Source organism: Acinetobacter sp. ANC_7511, assembly GCF_056779975.1.
In genome coordinates this window covers 23340-47832 of the sequence record NZ_JBWYIY010000021.1, presented here as the reverse complement: position 1 = coordinate 47832, position 24493 = coordinate 23340, and the positions used below count along the sequence as shown (strand labels likewise).

Genomic DNA, 24493 nt, shown 5'->3' with positions numbered 1-24493 from the left:
GTTGTTTTACCATGGTCAACGTGACCGATTGTGCCCACGTTAACGTGTGGCTTATTACGTTCAAACTTAGCCTTAGCCATGAGATCTTCCTTTTTAAACTACTCATGGAGGATCACTCCATGAGCACTTGGTTTTAAACTATGAATTAGTTGGGCTTATAGTAATCGAAAGATTACTCGTCGTCACCTTTTTTACCACCAGCTTGGAACTTAGCAATGATGCCTTCAGCCACGTTACGTGGAGTTTCAGCATATTTAGCAAATTCCATAGAGTAAGTCGCACGACCTTGAGACATAGAACGCATGTGTGTTGCGTAACCGAACATCTCAGAAAGTGGAACTTCAGCACGGATTGCTTTAGTACCGCCAGGTAAATCGTCCATACCTTGAACCATACCACGACGACGGTTTAAGTCACCCATGATATCGCCCATGTAGTCTTCTGGAGTTTCTACTTCAACTTTCATGATAGGTTCAAGAAGAACAGGATCTGCTTTCATGAAACCATCACGGAATGCGTAAGAACCCGCCATTTTGAACGATAATTCGTCAGAGTCGACATCATGGTAAGAACCATCGAACAATGTCGCTTTGATGCCAACAACTGGGTAACCAGCTAGGACACCATTCTTCATACGTTCTTGAATACCTTTGTCTACAGCACCAAAGAATTCTTTAGGTACAACACCACCAACAACTTCTTCAGCGAACTCGTAGTCTTTACCAGCTTCAGGATCCATTGGCTCTAAACGTACATATACGTGACCGAATTTACCTTTACCACCAGTTTGACGAACAAACTTACCTTCTTGCTCAACAGATTTTTTAATCGTTTCGCGGTAAGCAACCATTGGTTTACCAATGTTCGCTTCAACACCGAATTCACGCTTCATACGGTCAACGATGATGTCAAGGTGAAGCTCACCCATACCAGCAATAATAGTCTGACCAGATTCTTCATCAGTACGAACGCGGAATGATGGATCTTCTTTCGCCAAGCGGCCCAAAGCAACTGACATTTTTTCTTGGTCAGCTTTAGTTTTAGGTTCAACTGCAAGTGCAATTACTGGCTCTGGGAATTCCATACGCTCCAATGTGATTACGTTGTTTTCATCACAAAGTGTATCACCTGTAGTCGTATCTTTAAGACCTACACATGCCGCGATATCGCCCGCACGAATTTCTTCGATGTCATGACGGTCATTAGCGTGCATCTGTACAATACGACCAACACGTTCACGTTTAGATTTAACAGGGTTATAAACTGCACTACCAGCTTTTAGAACACCTGAGTAAACACGAACGAATGTCAAGTTACCAACGAATTTGTCGTTCATAATTTTGAACGCAAGCGCAGCAAACGGTGCTTCATCAGACGCTTCACGAGAACCTTCTGTCTCATCTTTGTCGTCTAAGATACCTTTAATTGCTTCAACGTCAGTAGGTGCTGGTAAGAATTCAATAACAGCATCCAACATACGTTGAACACCTTTGTTTTTGAACGCTGAACCACAAAGCATTGGTTGAATTTCATTCAACAATGTACGTGCACGAAGACCACCGATGATTTCTTCTTTAGTCAAATCACCTTCTTCTAGGTACTTATCCATGAGTTCTTCTGATGCTTCTGCAGCAGCTTCAACCATGTTCGTACGCCATTCTTGAGCAAGCTCAACAAGGTCAGCAGGAATTTCACCGTATTCAAACTTCATACCTTGAGATGCTTCATCCCAGATAATCGCTTTCATTTCGATAAGGTCTACTACACCTTGGAAGTTTTCTTCTGCGCCAACAGGAATCACGATTGGCACTGGATTACCACCAAGACGTGTTTTTACTTGTTCAACAGCACGGAAGAAGTTTGCACCAGTACGGTCCATTTTGTTAACGAACGCAATACGAGGTACTTTATATTTATTTGCTTGACGCCATACAGTTTCTGACTGAGGTTGTACACCACCTACAGCACAGTAAACCATGCACGCGCCGTCAAGAACACGCATAGAACGCTCAACTTCGATCGTGAAGTCAACGTGTCCCGGTGTGTCAATTACGTTAATACGGTGTTGTTCGAACTGGTTACCCATACCTTTCCAGAAGCAAGTTACTGCTGCTGAAGTAATAGTAATACCACGTTCTTGCTCTTGTTCCATCCAGTCAGTTGTTGCTGAACCTTCGTGAGTTTCACCTAGTTTGTGGCTCTCACCTGTGTAGAACAAAATACGTTCAGAAGTCGTTGTTTTACCAGCATCAATGTGTGCTGAGATACCAATGTTACGGTAACGAGAAATTGGGGTTTGACGAGCCATGATTTCTTGCATTCCTAAATTTTGTTGTTTAAAACAGGACGCTTTAAGCTGCTGAGCAGCTTAAAGCGATTCGATGACAAATCAGTGAAACCCGACTTACCACCCTCCTGAATAGGGGCTGTTTTATCCGCTTAGAAACGGTAGTGAGAGAAGGCTTTGTTGGCTTCAGCCATACGATGCACATCTTCACGTTTCTTGATCGCTGAACCTTTACCTTCAGCTGCGTCAAGCAACTCACCAGCAAGGCGTAACGCCATAGTTTTTTCAGAACGCTTAGCAGCAGCATCTACTAACCAACGCATCGCTAAAGCAGTACGACGGGATGGGCGTACTTCCATAGGAACTTGGTATGTAGCACCACCAACACGGCGTGCTTTTACTTCGACCATAGGACGAACTTTTTCAAGAGTAGTCTCGAAAAATTCAACTGGGTCTACTTTAGATTTTTCTTGAACGCGGTCTAAAGCACCGTAAACGATACTTTCAGCAATAGATTTTTTACCATCTTGCATTACGTGGTTCATGAACTTAGCGATTGTTTGGCTGCCGAACTTAGGATCCGGAAGGATTTCACGAGCAGCGACTACGCGACGTCTTGGCATTTTAATACTACCTATAAATATGACACTTCAGGTTTATCCAGCAGCAGTACAAAGTGTCATGTACTATTCGCTGGCCTTACTACACGTCGCTTGAATTTCACAAAATTAAATGCAGAAATCAGACAAGCGAGACGATAAAGGATTGCAGTTCTATACGTTTAAGAAAATGATCTAGTTAGATTATTTCTTAGGACGCTTAGTACCGTATTTAGAACGAGACTGGTTACGATCTTTAACACCAGCACAGTCTAAAGAACCACGAACGGTATGGTAACGTACACCTGGTAAGTCTTTAACACGACCACCACGGATAAGAACAACACTGTGCTCTTGTAGGTTATGGCCTTCACCACCGATATAGCTAGATACTTCAAAACCTGAAGTTAAGCGAACACGGCAAACTTTACGCATTGCTGAGTTAGGTTTTTTAGGTGTAGTTGTGTAAACACGTGTACAAACACCACGACGTTGTGGACAAGCCTTCAACGCAGGAACTTTTGATTTTTCAATCAAAGTCGTACGACCCTTACGGATCAACTGATTTGTTGTTGCCATGTGGCAATTCTCCCGTTAATAAAAAGCCCCAAAAAATACTACTTTTTGAGGGCATGCAATTGTAAGCCAAGAAGTAAAAATGGTCAACATTCAACATGACATCAAATATTGACCATTGTGTGCTTACAACGAAATTTTCAGAATGATTTGATCAACCATTCATAACTAAATTTATTGTTTTTTCTGTGACGTAGGTAGTGAGTTTGCTGCTTCGTCTTTCTTTTTTGAATTACGACGCTTAGGGGGCGCTTTTACCTGCACAATAGGTTCGCCTTGAGGCTGGTCTTTATCAGCGTCTTGAACACTTTCATTAGAAGCCGATTCCACATGTTTTTCAGCTAAGGCCTTAAGACCATCCTCAACACTGACCACTTCTTCTTTTTCAGACTCGGTAGATTTTGCTTCAATTTTAATTGCTGAAATTGAATCATTATGAACTGCAGACTCATCAACTTGAATAGACTCTTCTCCTTCAAGTTTTTTTGCAAACTCTTCAACCTCAACCACTAACTCATTATTGATTGACACTGCGGAATTCAATGCGAGTGAAGATTGCTTTAATAATTCTGTACCGCGCTCAAAGGCCTCCTGAACAGATACCTGCTCATCTGGATGTTGGAGAATGTACTTCTGTGCTCCTGAAAAAACAGCTCTAGCTTTAGTATGAGCCTCTTCCACCAAACGCCAGCTATATACTGCACCAATACCAGCACCAGCCACAGGTGCTAATTTAGATAAAATTGAAATTTGAGGAATCTGATTCAACCAATTCCATTTATAACCACCTTCAGGATTACTCAACCAATTTTTTAAAGCCGTGAAGTCGTTACTAGAGCCCAATAGGGTTTGTAGCTGATGAGTATCTTGTGTTTCCAATAAATTTGCGACTGTTCTTAATGCCACTAAAAGTGTTTGCTTTTCCGCAATAACACCTAAATCGACTTGTTTGAATACATACTCAACGATCTCTTGCTCTTGACGATGATTAAGTTCAAAACCGTGCGCGCGCCCTTCTTGGTAAATACTACGCAACGTAAATGCCAACGAGAAAGGAATATCGATGGCCGTACCAACTACGCCAGTCGCACCAGACACTGCCCCCTGAACCGCTGCAATCAACTTATTTTGATTGGCTAATGCTTCACCGATACGATTCGCACGATCAGGGCTTGATTTAAGTTCATCCAAGCTTTTTGCACCAACTTCCTTTAATACATGCTCAACTGAACTTAACTCAGAAACAAAATCATTCAATTTATCAAAAAAATAATCTGCAACTTTGTTGTTTAAGTCTGGAGAGATAAAAGAAGCAACATTATTTAATTTACTGTAATGACGACCAAAAATTTTTTGAGAAACTTGAGGGACATGATCACGAAATAATTGTTGAGGGGTTTCGTACTTTTTTTGTTCAGTCATTTTTCTCTCATCTAAAGTTATGTCAATAATTTTTTGTGGATCAGGTTGTTGCGTCAATTTCGCAATTGATCCAGGTGCAACATGTTGTGCCAGTTCAAATCCAGTAGCACTGAGCTTTTTAGCCACTCCAAATGCTTTTAATACCAGTCCGCTAGATTGCTTATTATTAGAATTTGCCATTTACAACCCTCCTTCGCATTTATCACTTATGTTTAAAATTCTATGTGCAGTCAAGAGTTATCTCAACTTTATCGTGTTTTATTCGGTTGCAATATAGTGAACATATCTGCCAATAAGCGTTTTAACGCTGCGATATTGATTTGCCATAAGAATTTAAAATAGATTCTGATATCATGATACGAATTTTTGACAAGATCTTATGGACTTTTACATCCAATCAAATCGATGTGAATTTTTCCATAAAATGACTTCACCATAATAGGGAATTGTAAATGAAACGTGTTGTAATCACTGGTATGGGCATTAACTCATGCATTGGTAATACATTAGAAGATGTAAATCATGCCTTACAAAATGGTATTTCAGGCACACGTTTTAACCCAACTTATGCTGAACTTAATTTTAAAAGTCATGTTAGTGCTGCAGCGGAACAAAATTTTGACGGTATTGACCGTAAACTGAAACGCTTTATGGGTGTATGTGCGATGTATGCCTATAACGCTGCAGTCGCTGCGGTTGAAAATGCGGGTCTAACCGCTGAAGATCTTGCGGGCAATCCTCGTTATGGTATTGCGGGTGGTTCAGGCGGCAACTCTACAGCTTCTGTCGCTGAAATGATTGAACTTCTTGAAGAGAAAGGCGCACGTAAAATTGGCCCTTTCTTTGTTCCACGCAATATGTCAAATACTATTACAGCTAACGTTGGTGTGGCATTCAAATTACAAGGTATCGCTCACTCTATTACAAGTGCTTGTGCAACCTCAGCTGATGCCATTGGTTACGCATACAACCTGATTCAACTTGGCAAACAGGATCTAATGCTCGCTGGTGGTGGTGAAGAAGACCATTGGTCACAAAGTCTATTATTTGATGCAATGGGTGCTTTATGCTCAAAATATAATGACTCACCAGAAACCGCTTCTCGCCCTTACTCTGCTGATCGTGATGGTTTTGTCATTGCTGGCGGCGGTGGTTTCGTGGTACTTGAATCTCTTGAGCATGCTCAAGCGCGCGGTGCAAATATTCTTGCTGAAGTCGTTGCATATGCAGCCAACTCTGATGGTGCTGATATGGTCGCACCATCAGGTGAAGGTGCAACACGTTGCATCTTGATGGCACTTGATGAAGCAAAACAGCATGGTGTTGAAAAAATTGATTATGTAAATACACACGGCACATCTACACCAGCTGGTGATGTGACTGAATTGAAAGCAATGGAACGCGCATTCGGTGAAGGTCAAGTACCACCTTTAAGTTCAACAAAATCTATGACAGGTCATAGCTTAGGCGCTGCAGGTGTACAAGAAGCGATTTACTCTATTCTCATGATGCAGAATGACTTTATTGCACCAAATATCAACGTTACTGAGCTTGATGAAGGTGCAAAACCATTTGATATCGTACTTGAAAAACGCGATACAAAACTGAATACTGTAATGAGTAACAGTTTTGGTTTCGGCGGCGTAAATGCCTGCCTCATTTTCAAGAAATGGGAAGGCTAATTTAATTCCGCCCATAATGGGTGATTAGATGGATGCTCCTTCAGATGCTTTCCTATGGGTAAAAGCATTACATATTATTGCTGTGGTATGTTGGTTCGCTGCTTTGTTCTATCTACCACGGCTTTATGTTTATCATGCGATGAGTGACGATGCCATAAGTCATCAACGCTTTGAAGTCATGGAACGTAAGCTTTATCGTGGCATTATGTGGCCTGCGATGATCGCAACATTGATCACTGCACATTTTTTAGTGGACTGGGGTGATGCAACTCGACATTATCATGAAGCTTTATGGTTTTATTTAAAAGTTGGTTTAGTCGGATTACTGGTCATATACCACCTAGTGTGTGGATATTACCGTAAAAAACTCATTGATAATGCACACTATAAAAGTCATAAGTTCTGGCGCTATTTCAACGAAATGCCCACATTGATCTTATTCGCAGTTGTAATTTTAGTTGTGGTCAAACCTACATTCTAACTAAAGAATATAAAAAAACCTCCATTCGTGGAGGTTTTTTCTTTCTCTAAAAATTAATTATGGTTACGCTTACGCATACGTGGTTTATAAAGAACACGGTATGTTACAGCCAACAGAATTAACCAGATTGGGCTAATCATCAAAGCTTTAAGCGTGTCTGGCTCTAAACTTAAAATGATTAATGCAAATAGCAAAAATGCCAATACAACGTATGACATTGCCACTCCACCCGGCATTTTAAAATTCGACTTTTCATGTAGCTCAGGTTGCAATTTACGGTAGCGTATATAGCACACCATGATAATCGCCCAAATACTAATGAAAAGAATCACACACAGCGAACTTGCTAATGTAAAAGCTTCCATCGTATTTGGCACAAAATACTGAAATGCTGCACCGGCCATAATAAATGTACATGAAAAGATTAATCCCTTAGCAGGTACGGCACGACTTGAAAGTTCTGCTAGCTTTTGAGGGGCTTGGCCGTCACGGGCCAATCCAAATAACATTCGACTGGTAGAAAAGACACCACTGTTCATGGAAGACATCACAGAAGACAAAACCACTAGGTTCATAATCACAGCAGCTGAACCAATACCCGCAAATAAGAATAATGTGACAAATGGACTTTGATCTGCTGGGATATTGATCCAAGGTGTCACAGACATAATCATGATCAACGAAAGCACATAGAAAATAATAATACGTGTCGGAATAGCATTAACCGCTTTTGGTAAATTTTTTTCAGGATCTTTGGTTTCCGCAGCCATCGTCCCGAGTAACTCTACACCTACAAAGGCAAACATTGCGATTTGAAAGCCTGCCAAAAAGCCCATGGATCCTTTCGGGAACATTCCACCATGAGACCAAATGTTACTGAAGCTTGCAACAGCACCACTTGGTGACTGAAAACTCGTAAACACCATGAAGGCACCCACCAAGATCAATCCAATAATGGCTAGAATTTTGATTAATGCAAACCAAAACTCAATTTCACCAAAAAGTTTTACAGTGACTAAGTTAATTGCGAGTATGAATAAGACACATCCTGCACTAATCGCTGCTTGCCCCATTGGGGTAAACATTTGATCTGGAGGTAACCAAAAACTGAGATAATTGATAATTGCTGCTAAATCAGCAATACCGACCAAAATCCATCCCAGCCAATAGGACCAACCAATATAATACCCTGCACCTGGTCCAATGAGATCATGTGCCATATCAATAAATGATTTGTAGTGCAGATTAGATAAAAGAATTTCACCAAGGGCACGCATCAAGAAAAAAAACATAGCACCAATAATCATATAAATGATGATGATTGAAGGTCCTGCAAGTGAAATCGTTTTTCCTGAGCCCATAAACAACCCTGTACCAATCGCTCCACCGATGGCGATGAGTTGTAAATGTCGATTTGAAAGCTTACGCTGTAATTCATTGGGAGATGATTGTTCATCAATATTTGTGGTTGTCATTATTCAACATCCTTTTACACCATCTAATCTAATCGATCAGCCTAAATTCCGCTTCAAACTGAGATTCGAGAGATTTTGTTATTATGAGAGGAGCCATAAATGACTCTTCCTCGTGAAGTCTTACTTATATTCAGTTATTTCAATGCAGCAATCACTGCGATTTCAATTAACCATTCTGGATTAACGAGGTCAGCCTGAATGGTTGCTCGTGATGGTGGTATTGAATCCTCCATCCATTCAATCCAAATTTGATTGAAGATTTGAAAATCTTCCAAATTCTTCACGAAAACTTGTGCTGACAATAAACGAGATTTATCTGTGCCTACTTGAGCCAAAAGAGCGTCGATCGTATTCAGCACATCTTTCGTTTGTAAGGCGATATCAGGCGTCGTAATCTTAGGTACTTGACCAGAAAGATAAGCCACTTGATTAAAGACTGTAACTGCACTCATCACGCCATTACTATTGAATTTTTGAATATCCTGATTTTGCATATTAATTCCTTGATTACTCAGTATCGATCCTAGTGTTGATCGTTGAATTTTTAACATTAAATTTCTACAACAAATGGAACCCGCGTCGTTACGCCACACATTAACTCATATCCCACAGTACTCGCTCCTGCAGCGACCTCATCAATCGGTAACAAACTTCCGTACTTTGAGACGCCCCACAGTACGACTTCACTGCCAATTTTTGCATCTTCAATATGCGTGATATCAACAGCTAGCATGTCCATACTTACACGACCAATCAAAGAAGTTTTTTGTCCATTCACAAGCACTGTTGTGCCAGATTGAGTAATCCGTTGATATCCATCTGCATATCCACAAGCGACAATGCCAATTTTCATAGCTTGTTCTGCAAAAAATGTCGATCCATAGCCAATACTTTGCTGAGGATTAATTTCTTGAATTGCAATCAATTCACTTCTTAAAGACATTGTTGGTTTTAAGTCCCAATCTTGAATAGTATGGGTTGGATAATCCGGTGAACTCCCATACAACATAATGCCACTACGTACAATGTTAGAGTGGACATGATTGGCATGTCTAAGAATGGCTGCGCTATTACTTACTGAGCAAGGACCACCTAAAGCACTGACGATTTGATTGAATACTGAAATTTGATAGTCAACGCCAACCTGATTCAAGCGCTCGCCATCAGCATCAGAAAAATGTGTCATGTGAGTGATTGATGACACTTGCGGCAATTCAGTTAACAGACTCCAAATTTCAGAGTAACGTTGAGGTTGGAATCCTAAACGATTCATGCCACTGTTCATTTTCAGAAAAATATTAAAATGAGCATCTAAACCGCACCGATTAATCCATTCGACTTGAATCTCATTATGAACGGTAAATTGAAGTTCCAAATCATGACACAACTGTAAATCCGCTTCTTGAAAGATACCTTCCAAAAGCAAAATTGGGCCTTTCCAACCTAAATCTCGAACTCGTTGTGCTTCACTCAGCTCTAGAAGTGCAATCCCATCAGCATCCTTTAAGGCTGAATAAATGCGCTCGATCCCATGGCCATAAGCATTAGCTTTTACAACAGCAAAAATTTGGGCATTTGGCACATGTTGCTTAGCAACTTTCAAATTATGTTTGATTGCGTTTAAATGAATGACAGCCTGTATCGGGCGAGACATATTCCTTGTCCTATTATATTTTTTAATAGCAAACCACGCAGCCTTTAAGCTGCGTGGTTATAACGTTGAATTGAAAGTCCATCGGTACTAATCTCTGGAGTCCGATTCAGCACTAAATCACTAATCAGCTTTCCAGAACCACATGCCATGGTCCAGCCGAGCGTGCCATGTCCAGTATTTAAAAATAGATTCTTATATTTCGTCGCACCGATAATAGGCGTACTGTCTGGTGTCATCGGTCGTAGTCCCGTCCAGAAACTGGCTTGTGCCATATCTCCACCTGGGAACAAATCACGTGTTACCATCTCTAAGGTGCCACGGCGATCCTCATTTAACTCTTTATTAAAACCACTTAACTCAGCCATCCCACCAACACGAATTCGTTGATCAAAACGAGTTATTGCAATCTTGTAGGTTTCATCCAATACGGTTGATTGAGGCGCATATTGCGCATCCACGATAGGTATAGTTAATGAATATCCCTTTACTGGATAAATGGGCAAATCTAGACCTAATGGTTTAATAAAATCTCGTGAATAGCTACCGAAGGCAAGTACATAACGATCTGCTGTAAGTACTTGACCATCGACAACAACGCCTTTAATTTCATCACCTTCAACTACGAGTTTTTCAACATTTTGATTAAATTTAAACTCAACACCAATACCTTTTGCATATTCAGCAAGCGCGTTGGTAAAGATATAGCAATCGCCAGTCTCATCATTTGGAAGATGTAAACCACCGACCAATTTGTCTTTAACTTCCGCTAAAGCAGGCTCAACTCGACCTAGACCTTCACGATCTAATAACTCAAATTCGACACCTGTTTCTTTTAAAACTTCAATGTCTCGTTGAACTGCGTCTAATTGCGCATCCTTACGAAAAATTTGTAATGTTCCTTTTGAACGATTCTCATAAGATATGCCAATATTTTCGCGTAATTCTCTTAAACAATCTCGACTGTATTCAGCAACACGTACCATACGCTCTTTATTGATAGCGTAATGTGCCGCATTGCAGTTCTTCAACATTTGAGCCATCCATTTCAGCTGCCACAAGCTTCCATCTACATTAATTGCTAATGGTGCATGATGTTGAAACATCCATTTAACCGCTTTAAATGGAATTCCTGGTGCGGCCCATGGTGTAGAATACCCAGGAGAAATCTGTCCTGCATTGCCAAAACTCGTTTCTTCGGCAGGACCTGATTGACGATCTAATACAGTGACGCTTGCTCCTTGTTGCGCTAGGTAATACGCACTTGCAACACCAATGACACCACTACCTAATACAATAACGCGCATGAACTATCCCTCAGCACTGTGTAGTTTATTTCACTAGTATATTTTTGCTTTAATAGTTTTTTTCACTCTTTTAAACGTTATAATTTAGGTAATTTAAGGGTTTTATCCTAAAAAAATTAAAAAATAAGGAAATTATTCATGCGGAAATTAGATCGCACTGATCGTATGATATTAGATATTCTGCAAAAGGACGGTCGTATCGCCATTAGTGAACTGGCTGCAAAAGTAAATCTTTCTACAACCCCTTGCTCAGAAAGAGTCAAAAGACTAGAACGAGATGGCATTATTATGGGCTATTACGCCCGATTAAATCCGGAGTTATTGGAGCGTAATTTACTCGTCTTTCTAGAAATTAAATTATCGGCGAAATCTGGAGACGTTTTTGATCAAGTCGCCAAGAATTTAGTTGAGATACCTGAGGTATTAGAGTGTCATTTAATTTCAGGTGAATTCGATTACTTGGTGAAAGCGAGACTAAAAGAAATGAGTGCTTATCGCCAACTACTGGGTGACCTGCTTAAAATGCTTCCCTCCTCTGCATCCTCCCATAGTTACATCGTGATGGAAGAGGTCAAAGAGTCCTTGTACTTGGATCTAAGCTAAGCTACGAAGAGCAATCTCTTGAGAGTTGCTCTTGAGCCCAAATTTCGGCTTAGATTAATCAACGTAATTTAAAATTTGATGGAAAGCTTGAATTCTGGCTTTGGGTGCAGCAGCGGCTAACTCTGCATCACTGCCATAACCGTATTCCACCGCAATCGTTTCAATCCCATTTTTTCGAGCACCGATAATGTCATGCTCTCGGTCCCCTACCATTAAACAGGTTTCTGGCTTAATTTTTTCTCGCTCTAAAATATATGCAATAAGTTCAGCTTTATTGGTGCGGTCACCATTTAACTCACTGCCATAGGCACAATCAAAATACGGTGTGAGATTGAAATGTTCAAGAATTTTCTGGGCATACACCTCAGGCTTTGCAGTAGCTAAAAACAATCTGTAACCTTTGTTCTTAAGTGTTGCCAATGTCTCTGCTACATCTTCAAATAATAAATTTTCAAATAAACCTTTTACAGCAAAGCGTTCACGATAACCAAGTAAAGCCTGTTCCGCCAAATCATCATTCACATCAACCTTCAAAATTTTGGCCAACGAGGCTTTTAAAGGTGGTCCAATAATCCAATCAATATTCTCATCCTCCGCGATAAGATGACCTACTTTTTCTAAACCATAACGTGCAGAAGTCGTAATACCCACTTTAGGATCAGTTAGCGTTCCATCTAAATCAATGAGAATATTTTTAATCATGCTGTACCTTTTTTAGAAATGCTATCGAGACTTCTCAGAAACTTGCCTATACTACTCCAAATTGATCGATGAAGGACATTGTTGTGCGCCCTACTGTATTGTGCTTTTCTGGTTTAGATCCATCTGGTGGTGCTGGCTTACAAGCAGATATTGAAGCAATCGGCCAAAGTGGTGCTCATGCAGCAATCGCATGTACAGCGTTAACCATTCAAAACTCTCAACAAGTTTTTGGATTTGAAGCAACCTCAAAAGATTTACTGCTGGCTCAAGCGAATGCTGTAGTGAACGATCTTCCTATCAAAGTAGTGAAATCTGGCATGCTCGGCACTACCGACAATATCGCCGCTTTGGCAGAATTCCTAAGAGCACATCCTGATTTCCAATACGTACTCGATCCAGTTTTGGTTGCCAATAGTGGTGGCTCATTAGGAAATCAAGCAACATTGGTCAAGGCTTTTGTTGAATTGATTCCTCTTGCTACGATTCTTACACCAAATACCGTAGAACTTCGCGCATTAACAGGCTGTGAAGATTTAGATCAAGCCACACAGAAGTTATTTGCAATGGGTGCTAAAGCTGTATTAGTCAAAGGTGGTCACGAAGCCACACCGACTTATATTAGAAATGCACTCTACATTAACGGTGATATGATCTCTGAAACAAAATGTCCTCGTCTTGAAGGTGAGTATCATGGTTCAGGCTGCTCACTCGCAAGTTTTATTGCGGGGAGATTGGCACAAGGTGATCAAATTAAAAATGCAGTTCACCATGCGGAAACATGGCTATTTGGTGTATTAAAACGCGCTGAAATCCCAGTTGAAGGTGGCCAAAGAATTCCAAAACGCTTCTAAATAAAAAGCCCACTGACTGTGGGCTTTTTTATTAATCTTTTAGTTTTTCTTTGACTGATCGGATATGTTCTCTATTGGTTTTCCACGATTTTTGAAGCGCTTCTTTTTCAATACGATATTTAATTCTCTGTAGCCTACGATCATCGATCACTTTCATTTTATAGCTTTTAACTTCTTCAATCCAACTTTTACCCAAATGAACATGTACAGGAATTGGTGTTTTAAACTCACAATTAGGCACGAAAACCACTAACCCATGTATCGACAGATTTGAATCGATTAAATCTTTTAATAATCCCTCTAAAACCTTTATATGCTTGTAGTTTTGGTGCAATGGATTTTGAAATTTATGGCTTGATTTATAAATTTTTTGAGTCCACATTTTTTGATGTGATGAACCAAAAATCCAACCTTTATAGTTTTTAGTCTCAATTACAAATATTCCATAAGGACTTAATAAAATATGGTCAATCTGTGTGGTCTGATTGTCCTGATCCAAAAATGTAAGATCATTCAGTAAAATATAGTCCTCATTCAAAAATTTTTTTGCATGATATTGGACAATGTATTCACCCAATTTTCCTTTGATATAAGGTACAAACATTTTGAATACAGGGATGATTGCTAGAATTAAGATCAACCACCATAACTGCGATATGAGATTAAAAACAATTATAATTATAGGATTCTCATTAGACATAATTTTTGTATTTCATATGTTTATGCTGTTATAACATCACCACTTATCATCTTCAAGCTGCAGCAGCTTAAGCTTATTTTCCACACCTCCTGAAAATCCGACCAGCTTGCCATTGACACCTATTACACGATGACAAGGTACAATGATCGCGATAGGATTTTTCCCATTGGCCAAGCCTACCGCTCGAACCGCTTTTACATTCCCAACATCCTCAGCAATTTGCTTATACGTTCTAGACTCTCCAAAAGGAATTTTTAACAGCGCATTCCATACCGAGCGTTGGAATTCTGTCCCATAAAGTTCTATGGGCAAATCAAATACCTGACGTTGTTTTAAAAAATATTCGCGAAGCTGTGTTTCGGCAATGCATAAAATCTCGTGATCATCCCGCTGAATTACGATTTGATTTCGGATAAACTGAGGAAGTGCATTCTCCCAAGCGACAACAATCAATGCTCGATCATGAGCAACCAATTGAAGTTCACCGACAGGTGTCATTATTTTTTTTAAATAAAATTGAGTCATTTTTTAATCGCCTGAAAGTTGAATCATCTAACTATGTTGATGATAACTTCATCAAGACCAAACCCGAAATAATCAATACTGCAGCGATCATTCTCATTGCATTTGCAGGTTCTCCAAGAATAAAAATCCCAACCACAAATGAACCTACAGCGCCTATGCCTGTCCATACGGTATAAGCTGTCCCGAGTGGTAAAGTTTTCATCGCATGGGAAAGTAAAGCAAAACTTGCGATCATGAAAACGATCGTCAAAATACTGGGTGTCAATTTGGTGAATCCATCTGAAACTTTCATAAAATAGGCCCAGACCACTTCCAACAACCCTGCAACAATCAAGACTAACCAAGCCAAAATAAACCCTCTCTCAATTAAAAAAAGCAGCGTATGGATACGCTGCCTTAAATCTTACGCTGAAGCTAATTTCATCATGACTAAACCTGAAATAATCAGAATAGCCGCAATCACCCGCATTGCTGTCGCAGGCTCACCCAGAATAAAAATGCCGACTAAAAAAGACCCTACTGCACCAATCCCCGTCCAAATCATATAGGCAGTTCCCAGAGGTAATGTTTTCATGGCATGTGCCAACAACCCAAAACTGAGAACCATAAAAAATAGAGTAATTGCAGTCGGTGTGAATTTAGTAAATCCTTCAGACATTTTCATACTATATGCCCAAACGATCTCAAATAAACCCGCGAGAATAAGAATAAACCAAGCCATGATGCCTGCTCCCAATTAAAATAATTTAAGAGTCAGGCCGTCCTGACGATTTTTCTCAGAGAAATGAGGGAGGTCGTTCCTCCAAATGATGGTTGAATTATATCAACACACGCACAAAATAGGCGCAATTTTACAATTTTTGACCCAAAATACACCTACAAAAAATAGGTCATTATCGGACTAGCTTTTCTAGATTATTTCTGCATTTTTAGGCTATTGCATTGCGAACGCGATCGCTATTGCCAGATGGAAGACTAAATCCGCACTAAATTAAAACACTTTACAGCACTATAGAATCACTGGTCTGGGATGTTTAAATTGATTTTTTATCTCGCTCTTTTAAGACTTATTCACGAAGATAAGCCAAATAATGAGCAACTAAAATTTCTCCCCCAAACAATACAACAGAAAAGATAAGAAGATCCATTTTTTGTAAAAAAGGACTCAAATGAGTCCTTTTTATACATTTATTGTCTAATAAACAAACCATTGAACTAAATATGATTATAATCTAATCAAATTATCCAGACTGTTATCAACACAGATATCCACCACGTTATCCATAGACTTATCCACAGATGTGTGTAGTGTTATACATGTTTCGGATCAAACGTTAATTGAACCTACTTTCGCCAACTCTGCACGCATTTCATCAATTACAGCTTTATAATCTGGCTTTCCAAAAATGGCAGAACCAGCTACAAACATATCTGCACCAGCTTCAGCGATTTCACGAATATTTGCTGGACCAACACCACCATCAACTTCTAAGCGAATATCTTTACCAGATGCATCAATAATTTTGCGTGCTTCACGAAGTTTATCTAGCGTCATTGGGATAAATTTTTGTCCACCGAAGCCAGGGTTGACGCTCATTAATAAGACTTGATCCACTTTATCCAGTACATAATCAAGGTAATATAAAGGCGTTGCAGGGTTAAAAACTAAACCTGCTTTAGCACCACCAGCTTTAATCAGCTGCAATGAACGGTCGATATGGTCTGATGCTTCTGGATGAAAAGTGATGATATCTGCACCCGCTTCTAAGAAATCTCCGATCATACGATCGACTGGTTTCACCATAAGATGAACGTCAATTGGGGCCTGAATACCATATTTTTTAAGTGCCTTACATACACCAGCACCAAAAGTTAAATTTGGTACATAATGATTGTCCATTACATCGAAATGGACCACATCTGCACCTGCTTCAAGTACGTTTTCGACTTCTTCACCTAAGCGAGCGAAATCAGCAGATAAAATCGATGGAGCAATTAAGAATGGCTTGGACATGTCAGGACCTGGCGGGAAATTAGAATTCAAAAGTTGATTATAGCAAAACTTCGTTTATTCATTCCTTCGAAATTACTGCTATTTAAATTTCAACTCAAAATGCAAATCGTTGATAAAAAAATCTTCAAGGACGGAATATGACTTATGCAAAGCTATGTTGCATATTCGGAACAACCTTATGGTGAGATGAATGTTAAGATACAATAAATTTCAAGCATTACGGTAAATAATGAAAACAACCACAACGATAGACAGCTCCGAAGCATTACGTATCGCTAAACGATTAAGCAATCATTGGAAACATAAATTTGATGTCGCCAATACCGATGACCAATATCAAATTTTTATGCCAAAAGTGACAGTTGAATTATCAATACAACCTGATCAACTTCATGTCAGTATTGTGAATAAAGAAGAAATATCTTTAGAAGAATTAATACGACTAGAAAATGTCGTGCTTGATCATATCAATCGCATGGTTCAAGCTGACTATCAAGTTATATGGTCTAGAGAAAGTTAAAGAAAAACCGACATAAAGTCGGCTTTTCATTATTGTTGCTGTTTAAATTCAGTAACACGGCGAATTCGTTCTTCAGTGGCAGGATGACTTGCAAAGAGATCAAGAATTTTTGATTGATCTTCGTCTTCTCCCATATCATCACTCATACGTTTTAAAAAGTTTGCAAAATGCACTGTATCCATTTCATGTTTATGCATGAGTTCTAGCGCATACTGATCTGATTCTAACTCAAACTTCCGTGAATATCCTGCACCAATCATGGCAACTGGCAAAGTCGCAATTAAATCCGATCCATCACCAGTGATAGCAATATAAAGTACGCTGAATCCTAGGCTCGAAAGACCTTGTTGTAAGCTGTGACGTTTTAATAAATGTGCTTGTTCATGTGCCAAAACGCCGATAATTTCCTGATCATTCTTGGCAAGCTTCACTAATTCATCGGTGAGATAAATTGTATTGTTTGGCAATGCGAGTGCATTGGCTCCAAGCGAGGTACCTTCCCTAAATTTCAACTGAGCGGGACGACCCTCAGCAACATATTTCAGATAATCCGCGAGAATCCGATCCTGTCTTTGCTGTGATAACTGAGAAGGTTTAGTGTATTCGGCTAAATAAACTTCTGCCTGACCACCCAAACGATTCAGCGTATTTTCTGGCAGCTGGAAAGCAACAATGTGCGATGCCGTCGGTATTCCCCATTTAATGACGGAGAAACCAAGTGCGACCACGAAAATAACACTAAAAATAATCAACGATGGTGTACGTTCAAGTTTCCATACTTTTTGATGAAAATTTTTATGCTCAACAGGCAACCATTCAGGAAGCTGACGCTCATGAAATTCAATCCTAGCGTCATGTGTTAACTCTAAAGCTGGATTACGTCGACCAATTTTACCAAGCAATACCATTTCATCTGCATGATAGTAGACTGTTTTCACTTCGCCTTGATCTGTATAACTGACAGCGATACTGTCTTGATTAGCAGGGCGAATCTGTGCTGTAAAAGGCTTAGAAAGAACACCATCATAATATGTCACTGTGAGAGGTTGATTCATTGAATTAACTCCTAAAGTGAAATATCAATATCAAAAATATCACTAATTTCTTCCGCGATGGCACTATGATCACTTTGCGCAATATTCATCATCAGGTTTGGATCATCATTTAATTCTAAGCTCATCGATTCAACTTGGTATCGATAAATGCGAATAGCAGCCCATGCTGACAATAATCCTAAACTTAAGATTCTAGCGATCCAATTACTCGCAACAATCCATGCATAGCGCCATTGATTACAACTGGTCTTAAACTGACTGTTGTTGAGTGTTGTGCTATTCCACGTAGTAATAAAAATTCGTGCCTGTATTAACGGACCAATAAACAACATTCCAATCACATAAACGGCAAAGATCATCATCAGCATCATATCCATTCCATGACCACTGAGTATTGATAATGTCGAACCACCAAATCCGATGAGCATAAGAATCAATACAAAGAGAATCATGGGAACATATACTGCTCGCATATAACTAGGCCAGTCATTGTTTAATTGAAATTTGAGTTGTCCAGCGTACAAATGATTAAGCGTATATTTTTTATAAATCCAAATTGCGACAGGGCTAAATATACCTAATGTAAAAATGGTGATAGCAAGCGCAAGTAAAAATTGTTTATAGGCTTCTTTATTCGTGCCAGAAAAATAAAAACGGCTGTTCCCAAATTTACTGTTGCGCGCATTAAATCGAATTGTGGCACGAACCAACCATGGAAGAGCAATATAAATAATCAGTCCACCAAATGCTGCTATCGTCATATCCATATATGAGGCAATCGCAAATATTGCCCAAATGCCAATGGCTATCAGTCGACCAATCAAAATTTTAGTCGGTAAACCAGTAAAATCAAAAAAGCGATGAAAAAATTCGGTATTGTTATAAAAATATCTTAAACGACGTACTTTCGCCCATGGCGCATATAGGCTCAATGTCGCAATCGTCAATAAAATATTGACGATCCATATGCCAAAGTACTCCATCGCATTGCCATGAAATTTAAATTTAAATACTTTCCCCATATAAATCGGTCGATTTTCATCTGCATCAGATAATGGAAATGGATCGTTGATCAATGGTAAGGGTGCTTGTTCAGCGGAGTGTTCTGATGAATTCATTATTATTTTCTCTGATTATAAAAAATGACATCCCGAGAGATGTCATCATTCAACATGGTTTAAATGTGATATCGCACACATTATAACGAACTTAAGTATGAATATCTCAAAATTCAAATCAGATTAATTTTGCAATTGTAAAGCATGGAATTGCAGATGATCATCAATAAAACTTTGGATAAAGAAGTATCCGTGATCATAAGCCTCGTGCTCACGCAATGTGAGCTTTTGACCTACGGTTTTACATGATTCAGCAAATAGTGCTGGATTAAGTTGAGCATAAAACTGATCTGCAACCCCCTGATCAATTAAAATTTCGTGATATAGAGCACCCTTTGCTTTCACGAGCTCATTCGCATCATGTGCTTTCCATAACTCACGATCTTCTCCGAGGTAAGCTGAAAATGCCTTTTCACCCCATGGACAAATTGATGGTGCACAAATCGGTGCAAATGCTGAGACTGACTTGAATAAGTCTGGATATTTCCAAGCAAGCGTGAGTGCACCGTGCCCTCCCATGCTGTGACCAAAAATACCAATCCCGTCATCCTGTACAGGAAACGATGTAAGAACTAAAGGATACAACTCCTGTATAAGATACGACTCCATCTGATAATGCTCAGCCCAAGGTGCTTGAGTTGCGTTCAAATAGAATCCAGCCCCTTGCCCTATATCCCAAGAATCCCCGACCGCCACGTCGTCACCACGAGGTGATGTATCTGGAGCAATCAAGATAATTCCCAATTGTGCAGCTAAACGTTGTGCATGTGCTTTGATAACAAAAGTTTCTTCAGTACAAGTCAAACCTGCAAGATAGTACAACGCAATACATTTTTGACCCTCGAGTGCCTGTGAAGGTAAAAATACAGAAAATTTAGTGGGATTTTTCAAAAACTTTGAATTGATCTGATAAACACGTTGTTCACCATCAAAACATTTATTCTTTTGAACCAATTCCATTGCACTGCCTCACACATTTAATTTTTAAAACATCATCGCATATTCGTAAACTGAGCACTATCACTCTGGTGTTCACTACTTACGGTTGATAATCCAACCTGAGGAAATAATCTCTTTTCAAGTTGCGGCAACATAATTTCCATATTCTTACCAATGACCCATTGTGGCTCTGATGGCATAAACCCTTGTGCATTTTCCCAATGCGCAATATTGACTGATGCATCTTCAAAGGCTTCACGTAAGCTATTTTTTTCACGCATCGCTAAATCAAAGAAAGCACGTCCAAAATAAGTCGAGTCTGCATCATTTGAACAACCAAAAGACTCTCGATCTGCTGCAGCTGCAGTAATGACTAATGTATCTGGCGATTGCAACGCTGGAATAAAACTACCAGAGAAACATGATGAAATCACAATGACTCTCCATCTGATCCCTGATTTATCAAGCGTTTGGCGCAACCATTTTGGATCTATGTCTTCCAAATCAATTGGCGTATTTTCCATTTGAAATTGGTTACTCAATCCATGGGAAGTCATATAAAGAAACAGGACATCACTTTCACGATTCATCTGAGCGCCAATACGTTGCAATGCCAAATTAATACTGGTCTTTGACGCAATTGGATATTCTTCGCGAGTTGCAGGATTATTAATTAACGCAATTGAACGACCAAAGGTTCCGAAACGCGTATCAAATTGATCTTTAAATCTTTGAATTTCCAATTTGAATACATCTTGATAACTTGCACCAGCTACGCCCATAAAATACCAATGCGAGTTCGCGAACTCTCCAAATTGGATCTGTTCAAGCGCCTGATTTAATAATCTGCTTTGCGCGTAAAATGATTGTTCTGAAATACTTGGAGGCGCCTCATCTACCTTCCAAATTGGTTGACTTTGTGACGAAATCTGCCAAACAAAAAGTGTAAAAAACGTGGCGATCATGATGAGCAGTCGCTCCCACCAAGGCCATTTTAATTCACGCGAAAAAACCCAAACAACAGCTAAACTTTGCCAAACAAACAATAAAGAAAATATGTGCTGCAAATGATCAACAAGGAAATTAGGTTGATAGTCAAAGTTATTAAAATAATATTGGATAAGACACTGAATCAAAACAATATGTGTGTCTAGTACTAACCAAAGTAATGCTGGCACTAACATCAAACGTGGATTATTAGTACGCTGTGAAAGGAAAATCCCAACAATTAAAGCAATAAATGGCCAGAGCGCATAACTCACTAATCCTTGAGAATTAAATTCTCCAGCACCATTCGATAACAACCAGCTAAATAAAGAGCTCGCTGAACCTCCAAGAATTCCCCAAAAAATAAGTTGAAGAATTGATGGCCTTACAATCTGTAGTGATTTCCTTGAACCTAAAAATAACCAAATCCCTGCAAGCTGGTTACTTTTTAAATCATGCCAAAAGTTAATTGAAGGTTTAAGGTCTATCATAAGATTACTGTGTAGGTGCTTGGATCAGCTTTTTTAAGTTTATGCTCGGTTAAATAATTATCAATGCTACTTTTAACTATATAACAATTTTTCGATTATTTTTGAGTCATTTACCAAACTACTCAGAAACAATCGCTTGAAAATAGGCATCAAAGCGACATGCATCACCTAACCATTGATGATCAGGTTTTTGCGCATTGAGATAAACAGCATGCCTTGGTCGCTTTACAATAACTCGCTTAGCAACGCTTTGAGCCAATGCCAACAATTCTTCACCTAAATCCATCTCTCCATCTTCAGGCAACAGAAGATGTAACAGCTGCATTTGTTTTTTAACTTGCGCTTGTTTTTTAATGGCATTTTGATTCTGATCGCGCTGTGGAAACATTGGATCTAAATATACTACATCGGCATCGACGTGTTGGTTTTCACATTGCTTAAGATAATCAGCGGAATCTGAAAAAACCAGCTGAATACGCGCAACAATACTCTTTAAAAATGGGTCAAGACTCGCTTGTTGATGAGTAGATTCTAACAAAGTATATAGAATTGGATGTCGTTCAACTAATGTGACATTTGCCCCTAAATGTGCCATCAGTAAACTGTCATGCCCAAGCCCTGCGGTGGCATCAATGAGCTGGGGTTTTTCAGATAACTGGCATGCCCTCGCAATCATTTCAGATTTCAAGCTAGCACGTTTTAAGCGACCGACTTCGGCTTTCCAATCAGGTTGCATACGCATGCCCTGTGCGCACAGCCACAACCCATCTTGATCAACACAAAGCGCAAGTTCAGGATGATGTCTGAAAAATCGAGCATTCAATTTTTCAACCTCTTCGATTGTTGACTGCACCCCACGAGAAGAAAGCACAGCATTAAAATGCTGTGCTTTCTCAAGAAAATCTCGTTCAGCAAATAAGCGTATTTCGCTTACCATAATTTCCAACCTGTAAATGCAAAGAGAAGGATCACTAAACCTGAAGCAATTCGATACCAAGCAAAAATCATAAAATCACGTTTTGCGACATAGGCAACCAAAGCTCGAATGAGTAATAAAGCTGAGACAAATGAAACAATCAACCCAGTTGTCAACACTGCCCAATCTTCAGCAGTCTGGAACACATCATAGCTTTGATATAAATCTAATAATCCAGCACCAATAATGACTGGAATTCCAAGAAAGAATGAAAATTCGGTCGCTGCTTTGCGGGAAACGCCTAAAAACATTGCCCCGATGATCGTAGCACCAGAACGTGACGTACCTGGGATCAAAGAGAGCACTTGAATTAAACCAATCCAAATTGCATCTTTATAACTGAGCTCTTCAACTTCTTTGACACGTATTCTTGGGGGATTTTTTTCTACCCAAATGATAATTAAACCACCCACAATCAGGCCAATTGCAATCGCGTAGTTATTAAATAATAGCTCTTTTACTGTTTGCCCAAAGGTCAAACCTATTGTAACAATTGGGATTGAAGCCAAGATTAAACCAAATCCGAGTCTTCTACCTTGTGCTTCGCCAGTGACCATACCCGTTGCAGCACCCCATAAGCGCGACCAATATTCATAAATAACCGCTGCGATTGCCCCCATTTGAATGGCAATCACAAAGACATCACTTTTTTCCTTGGTCCAGAAATTCATGAGTTCAGCGGCTAAAATTAAATGGCCTGTACTAGAAATGGGTAAAAACTCAGTAATACCTTCAACGATACCCATAATTGCCGCTTTAAGCAGCAGTAAAAGATCCATAGAAATTCCTAATTATGCTTTGCCTTGTTCTGGAATTTTTTTCCACGCATTGTCACGTAAATAAACGGGTAGTGCGAGATCGGCACTGAGCCATTGTTCTTTTAAAGCATGTTCACGTGCAATCGTCGCTATATCCTCAGCAGTTGCTTGGACATGTGAATAATCATTTAATTCGGGATGAATACATTTTGTTCCTGAACCAATCATTTGAAACTTTTGATAGGCTGCAGCATTTTCATAATTTAATAATTGCTCTTCATCCACCAACTGCATTAAACCTTGAGCATTTAACTGAAAACTTGCAATGTAGACCTCACTCATTCTTGCATCAAGTACAGCCGTAACTTCTGTCAGTTGATACATTCGATAAGCAGCCTGTGCCAGAGCTTGAAGGGATGAAACAGGAATCACAGGCACGTCATGTGACCATGCAAGTGCCTGAGTGACTGCTGCATTAATACGCACACCGCTGAATGAGCCAGGACCACGACTAAAAGCGATCGCATCCAAATCTGAAACGTGTACTTCAGCTTGCTGAAAAGCTGCTTCAATCATTGGGAGGATAGATTGGGTCTGCGCTTTTGCACGATCATCTAGTTGATAAAAAAGTACTTGATTCTCATCAATTAACGAAACTGAGCACTGCTCATTGGCAGTTTCTAATGCAAGCAATTTCATGCATGCCCCTATAAATCGTTAAAAATGGTGCTAATCATACTCCACTCGAATTATTCCTGCGAGAGCAGATCTGTT

At 39.5% G+C, this 24493-nt stretch carries 26 protein-coding genes and 1 pseudogene; 5 read left to right on the top strand and 22 right to left on the bottom strand.

The window, feature by feature from the left end; all coding sequences use genetic code 11:
• From AC1M9L_RS13285 to AC1M9L_RS13265, 5 genes and pseudogenes are all read right to left on the bottom strand, one after another.
• Window positions 1–80, bottom strand: a pseudogene (locus AC1M9L_RS13285) (hypothetical protein); the annotation flags it as partial.
• Window positions 81–172: 92 nt separating this feature from the next.
• A complete protein-coding gene (gene fusA / locus AC1M9L_RS13280) occupies window positions 173–2308 on the bottom strand; it encodes an elongation factor G (protein WP_035268315.1) in 2136 nt (711 codons plus the stop codon).
• 131 nt (window positions 2309–2439) lie between these two features.
• Window positions 2440–2910, bottom strand: coding sequence for a 30S ribosomal protein S7 (gene rpsG, locus AC1M9L_RS13275; protein WP_004648014.1), 471 nt, complete (start codon window positions 2908–2910; stop codon window positions 2440–2442).
• A gap of 180 nt (window positions 2911–3090) precedes the next feature.
• On the bottom strand, window positions 3091–3465 hold the full coding sequence (rpsL, locus tag AC1M9L_RS13270; RefSeq protein ID WP_004648013.1) for a 30S ribosomal protein S12: 375 nt from the start codon (window positions 3463–3465) through the stop codon (window positions 3091–3093).
• A gap of 171 nt (window positions 3466–3636) precedes the next feature.
• Entirely contained in the window at window positions 3637–5064 is a 1428-nt protein-coding gene (locus AC1M9L_RS13265) for an EcsC family protein (protein ID WP_481592389.1), read from the bottom strand.
• A gap of 272 nt (window positions 5065–5336) precedes the next feature.
• On the opposite strand from AC1M9L_RS13265, the gene AC1M9L_RS13260 reads away from it, so the two are divergent.
• The gene (locus AC1M9L_RS13260) at window positions 5337–6566 is read left to right on the top strand and encodes a beta-ketoacyl synthase N-terminal-like domain-containing protein (RefSeq protein ID WP_035268310.1); all 1230 of its coding nucleotides are present in this window, start codon (window positions 5337–5339) and stop codon (window positions 6564–6566) included.
• Between the two features lie 28 nt (window positions 6567–6594).
• Window positions 6595–7047 (top strand): CopD family protein, encoded by a 453-nt coding sequence (locus AC1M9L_RS13255; protein WP_481588043.1) that lies wholly within the window; start codon window positions 6595–6597, stop codon window positions 7045–7047.
• A 53-nt stretch (window positions 7048–7100) separates the two neighbouring features.
• On the opposite strand, the gene AC1M9L_RS13250 is transcribed toward AC1M9L_RS13255, so the two are convergent.
• The 4 genes from AC1M9L_RS13250 to AC1M9L_RS13235 form a co-directional block, all read right to left on the bottom strand.
• A complete protein-coding gene (locus AC1M9L_RS13250; RefSeq protein ID WP_481592388.1) occupies window positions 7101–8522 on the bottom strand; it encodes an amino acid permease in 1422 nt (473 codons plus the stop codon).
• A 134-nt stretch (window positions 8523–8656) separates the two neighbouring features.
• Window positions 8657–9016 carry a RidA family protein gene (locus AC1M9L_RS13245; protein ID WP_035268302.1) on the bottom strand — a complete coding sequence of 120 codons (360 nt, stop codon included), beginning with the start codon at window positions 9014–9016 and terminating at the stop codon, window positions 8657–8659.
• A gap of 56 nt (window positions 9017–9072) precedes the next feature.
• Entirely contained in the window at window positions 9073–10176 is a 1104-nt protein-coding gene (alr, locus tag AC1M9L_RS13240; protein ID WP_481592387.1) for an alanine racemase, read from the bottom strand.
• 44 nt (window positions 10177–10220) lie between these two features.
• Window positions 10221–11480 (bottom strand): D-amino acid dehydrogenase, encoded by a 1260-nt coding sequence (locus AC1M9L_RS13235; protein ID WP_481592386.1) that lies wholly within the window; start codon window positions 11478–11480, stop codon window positions 10221–10223.
• 138 nt (window positions 11481–11618) lie between these two features.
• Between AC1M9L_RS13235 and AC1M9L_RS13230 the strand changes: the two genes are divergently transcribed.
• Window positions 11619–12083 carry a winged helix-turn-helix transcriptional regulator gene (locus tag AC1M9L_RS13230; RefSeq protein WP_092768640.1) on the top strand — a complete coding sequence of 155 codons (465 nt, stop codon included), beginning with the start codon at window positions 11619–11621 and terminating at the stop codon, window positions 12081–12083.
• 54 nt (window positions 12084–12137) lie between these two features.
• Here the strand turns inward: AC1M9L_RS13230 and AC1M9L_RS13225 are convergent, their stop codons facing one another.
• On the bottom strand, window positions 12138–12785 hold the full coding sequence (locus AC1M9L_RS13225) for an HAD-IA family hydrolase (protein WP_481592385.1): 648 nt from the start codon (window positions 12783–12785) through the stop codon (window positions 12138–12140).
• An 83-nt stretch (window positions 12786–12868) separates the two neighbouring features.
• Between AC1M9L_RS13225 and AC1M9L_RS13220 the strand changes: the two genes are divergently transcribed.
• Entirely contained in the window at window positions 12869–13636 is a 768-nt protein-coding gene (locus AC1M9L_RS13220; protein ID WP_481592384.1) for a hydroxymethylpyrimidine/phosphomethylpyrimidine kinase, read from the top strand.
• Between the two features lie 31 nt (window positions 13637–13667).
• On the opposite strand, the gene AC1M9L_RS13215 is transcribed toward AC1M9L_RS13220, so the two are convergent.
• The 5 genes from AC1M9L_RS13215 to rpe form a co-directional block, all read right to left on the bottom strand.
• Window positions 13668–14336, bottom strand: coding sequence for a nuclease-related domain-containing protein (locus tag AC1M9L_RS13215; protein WP_481592383.1), 669 nt, complete (start codon window positions 14334–14336; stop codon window positions 13668–13670).
• Between the two features lie 36 nt (window positions 14337–14372).
• Window positions 14373–14861: a methylated-DNA--[protein]-cysteine S-methyltransferase gene (locus tag AC1M9L_RS13210; protein WP_180028722.1), complete on the bottom strand. Its 489-nt coding sequence runs from the start codon at window positions 14859–14861 to the stop codon at window positions 14373–14375.
• Window positions 14862–14892: 31 nt separating this feature from the next.
• Window positions 14893–15210, bottom strand: a complete 318-nt coding sequence (gene sugE, locus AC1M9L_RS13205) for a quaternary ammonium compound efflux SMR transporter SugE (RefSeq protein ID WP_180000188.1) — start codon at window positions 15208–15210, stop codon at window positions 14893–14895.
• A gap of 54 nt (window positions 15211–15264) precedes the next feature.
• The gene (locus AC1M9L_RS13200; protein ID WP_481592382.1) at window positions 15265–15582 is read right to left on the bottom strand and encodes a DMT family transporter; all 318 of its coding nucleotides are present in this window, start codon (window positions 15580–15582) and stop codon (window positions 15265–15267) included.
• Window positions 15583–16188: 606 nt separating this feature from the next.
• Window positions 16189–16875 carry a ribulose-phosphate 3-epimerase gene (rpe, locus tag AC1M9L_RS13195; protein ID WP_481592381.1) on the bottom strand — a complete coding sequence of 229 codons (687 nt, stop codon included), beginning with the start codon at window positions 16873–16875 and terminating at the stop codon, window positions 16189–16191.
• A gap of 229 nt (window positions 16876–17104) precedes the next feature.
• Here rpe and AC1M9L_RS13190 point away from each other — a divergent pair, with 229 nt between their 5' ends.
• Complete coding sequence (locus AC1M9L_RS13190) at window positions 17105–17395, top strand: DUF2218 domain-containing protein (protein WP_481588036.1); 291 nt, start codon at window positions 17105–17107, stop codon at window positions 17393–17395.
• 29 nt (window positions 17396–17424) lie between these two features.
• On the opposite strand, the gene AC1M9L_RS13185 is transcribed toward AC1M9L_RS13190, so the two are convergent.
• From AC1M9L_RS13185 to tsaB, 7 genes are all read right to left on the bottom strand, one after another.
• Window positions 17425–18450, bottom strand: coding sequence for a M48 family metallopeptidase (locus AC1M9L_RS13185; protein WP_481592380.1), 1026 nt, complete (start codon window positions 18448–18450; stop codon window positions 17425–17427).
• Between the two features lie 11 nt (window positions 18451–18461).
• Window positions 18462–19472: a YjgN family protein gene (locus tag AC1M9L_RS13180; RefSeq protein ID WP_481592390.1), complete on the bottom strand. Its 1011-nt coding sequence runs from the start codon at window positions 19470–19472 to the stop codon at window positions 18462–18464.
• A gap of 219 nt (window positions 19473–19691) precedes the next feature.
• Entirely contained in the window at window positions 19692–20528 is an 837-nt protein-coding gene (fghA, locus tag AC1M9L_RS13175; RefSeq protein ID WP_481592379.1) for an S-formylglutathione hydrolase, read from the bottom strand.
• 32 nt (window positions 20529–20560) lie between these two features.
• On the bottom strand, window positions 20561–21985 hold the full coding sequence (locus tag AC1M9L_RS13170; protein WP_481592378.1) for a C13 family peptidase: 1425 nt from the start codon (window positions 21983–21985) through the stop codon (window positions 20561–20563).
• Window positions 21986–22103: 118 nt separating this feature from the next.
• The gene (locus AC1M9L_RS13165; RefSeq protein ID WP_481592377.1) at window positions 22104–22922 is read right to left on the bottom strand and encodes a class I SAM-dependent methyltransferase; all 819 of its coding nucleotides are present in this window, start codon (window positions 22920–22922) and stop codon (window positions 22104–22106) included.
• Complete coding sequence (locus AC1M9L_RS13160) at window positions 22916–23740, bottom strand: undecaprenyl-diphosphate phosphatase (RefSeq protein ID WP_481592376.1); 825 nt, start codon at window positions 23738–23740, stop codon at window positions 22916–22918. Before AC1M9L_RS13160 ends, AC1M9L_RS13165 begins: the two co-directional genes overlap by 7 nt.
• A 12-nt stretch (window positions 23741–23752) precedes the next feature.
• Window positions 23753–24418 (bottom strand): tRNA (adenosine(37)-N6)-threonylcarbamoyltransferase complex dimerization subunit type 1 TsaB, encoded by a 666-nt coding sequence (gene tsaB, locus AC1M9L_RS13155; RefSeq protein WP_481592375.1) that lies wholly within the window; start codon window positions 24416–24418, stop codon window positions 23753–23755.
• Between the last annotated feature and the right edge of the window lie 75 nt (window positions 24419–24493).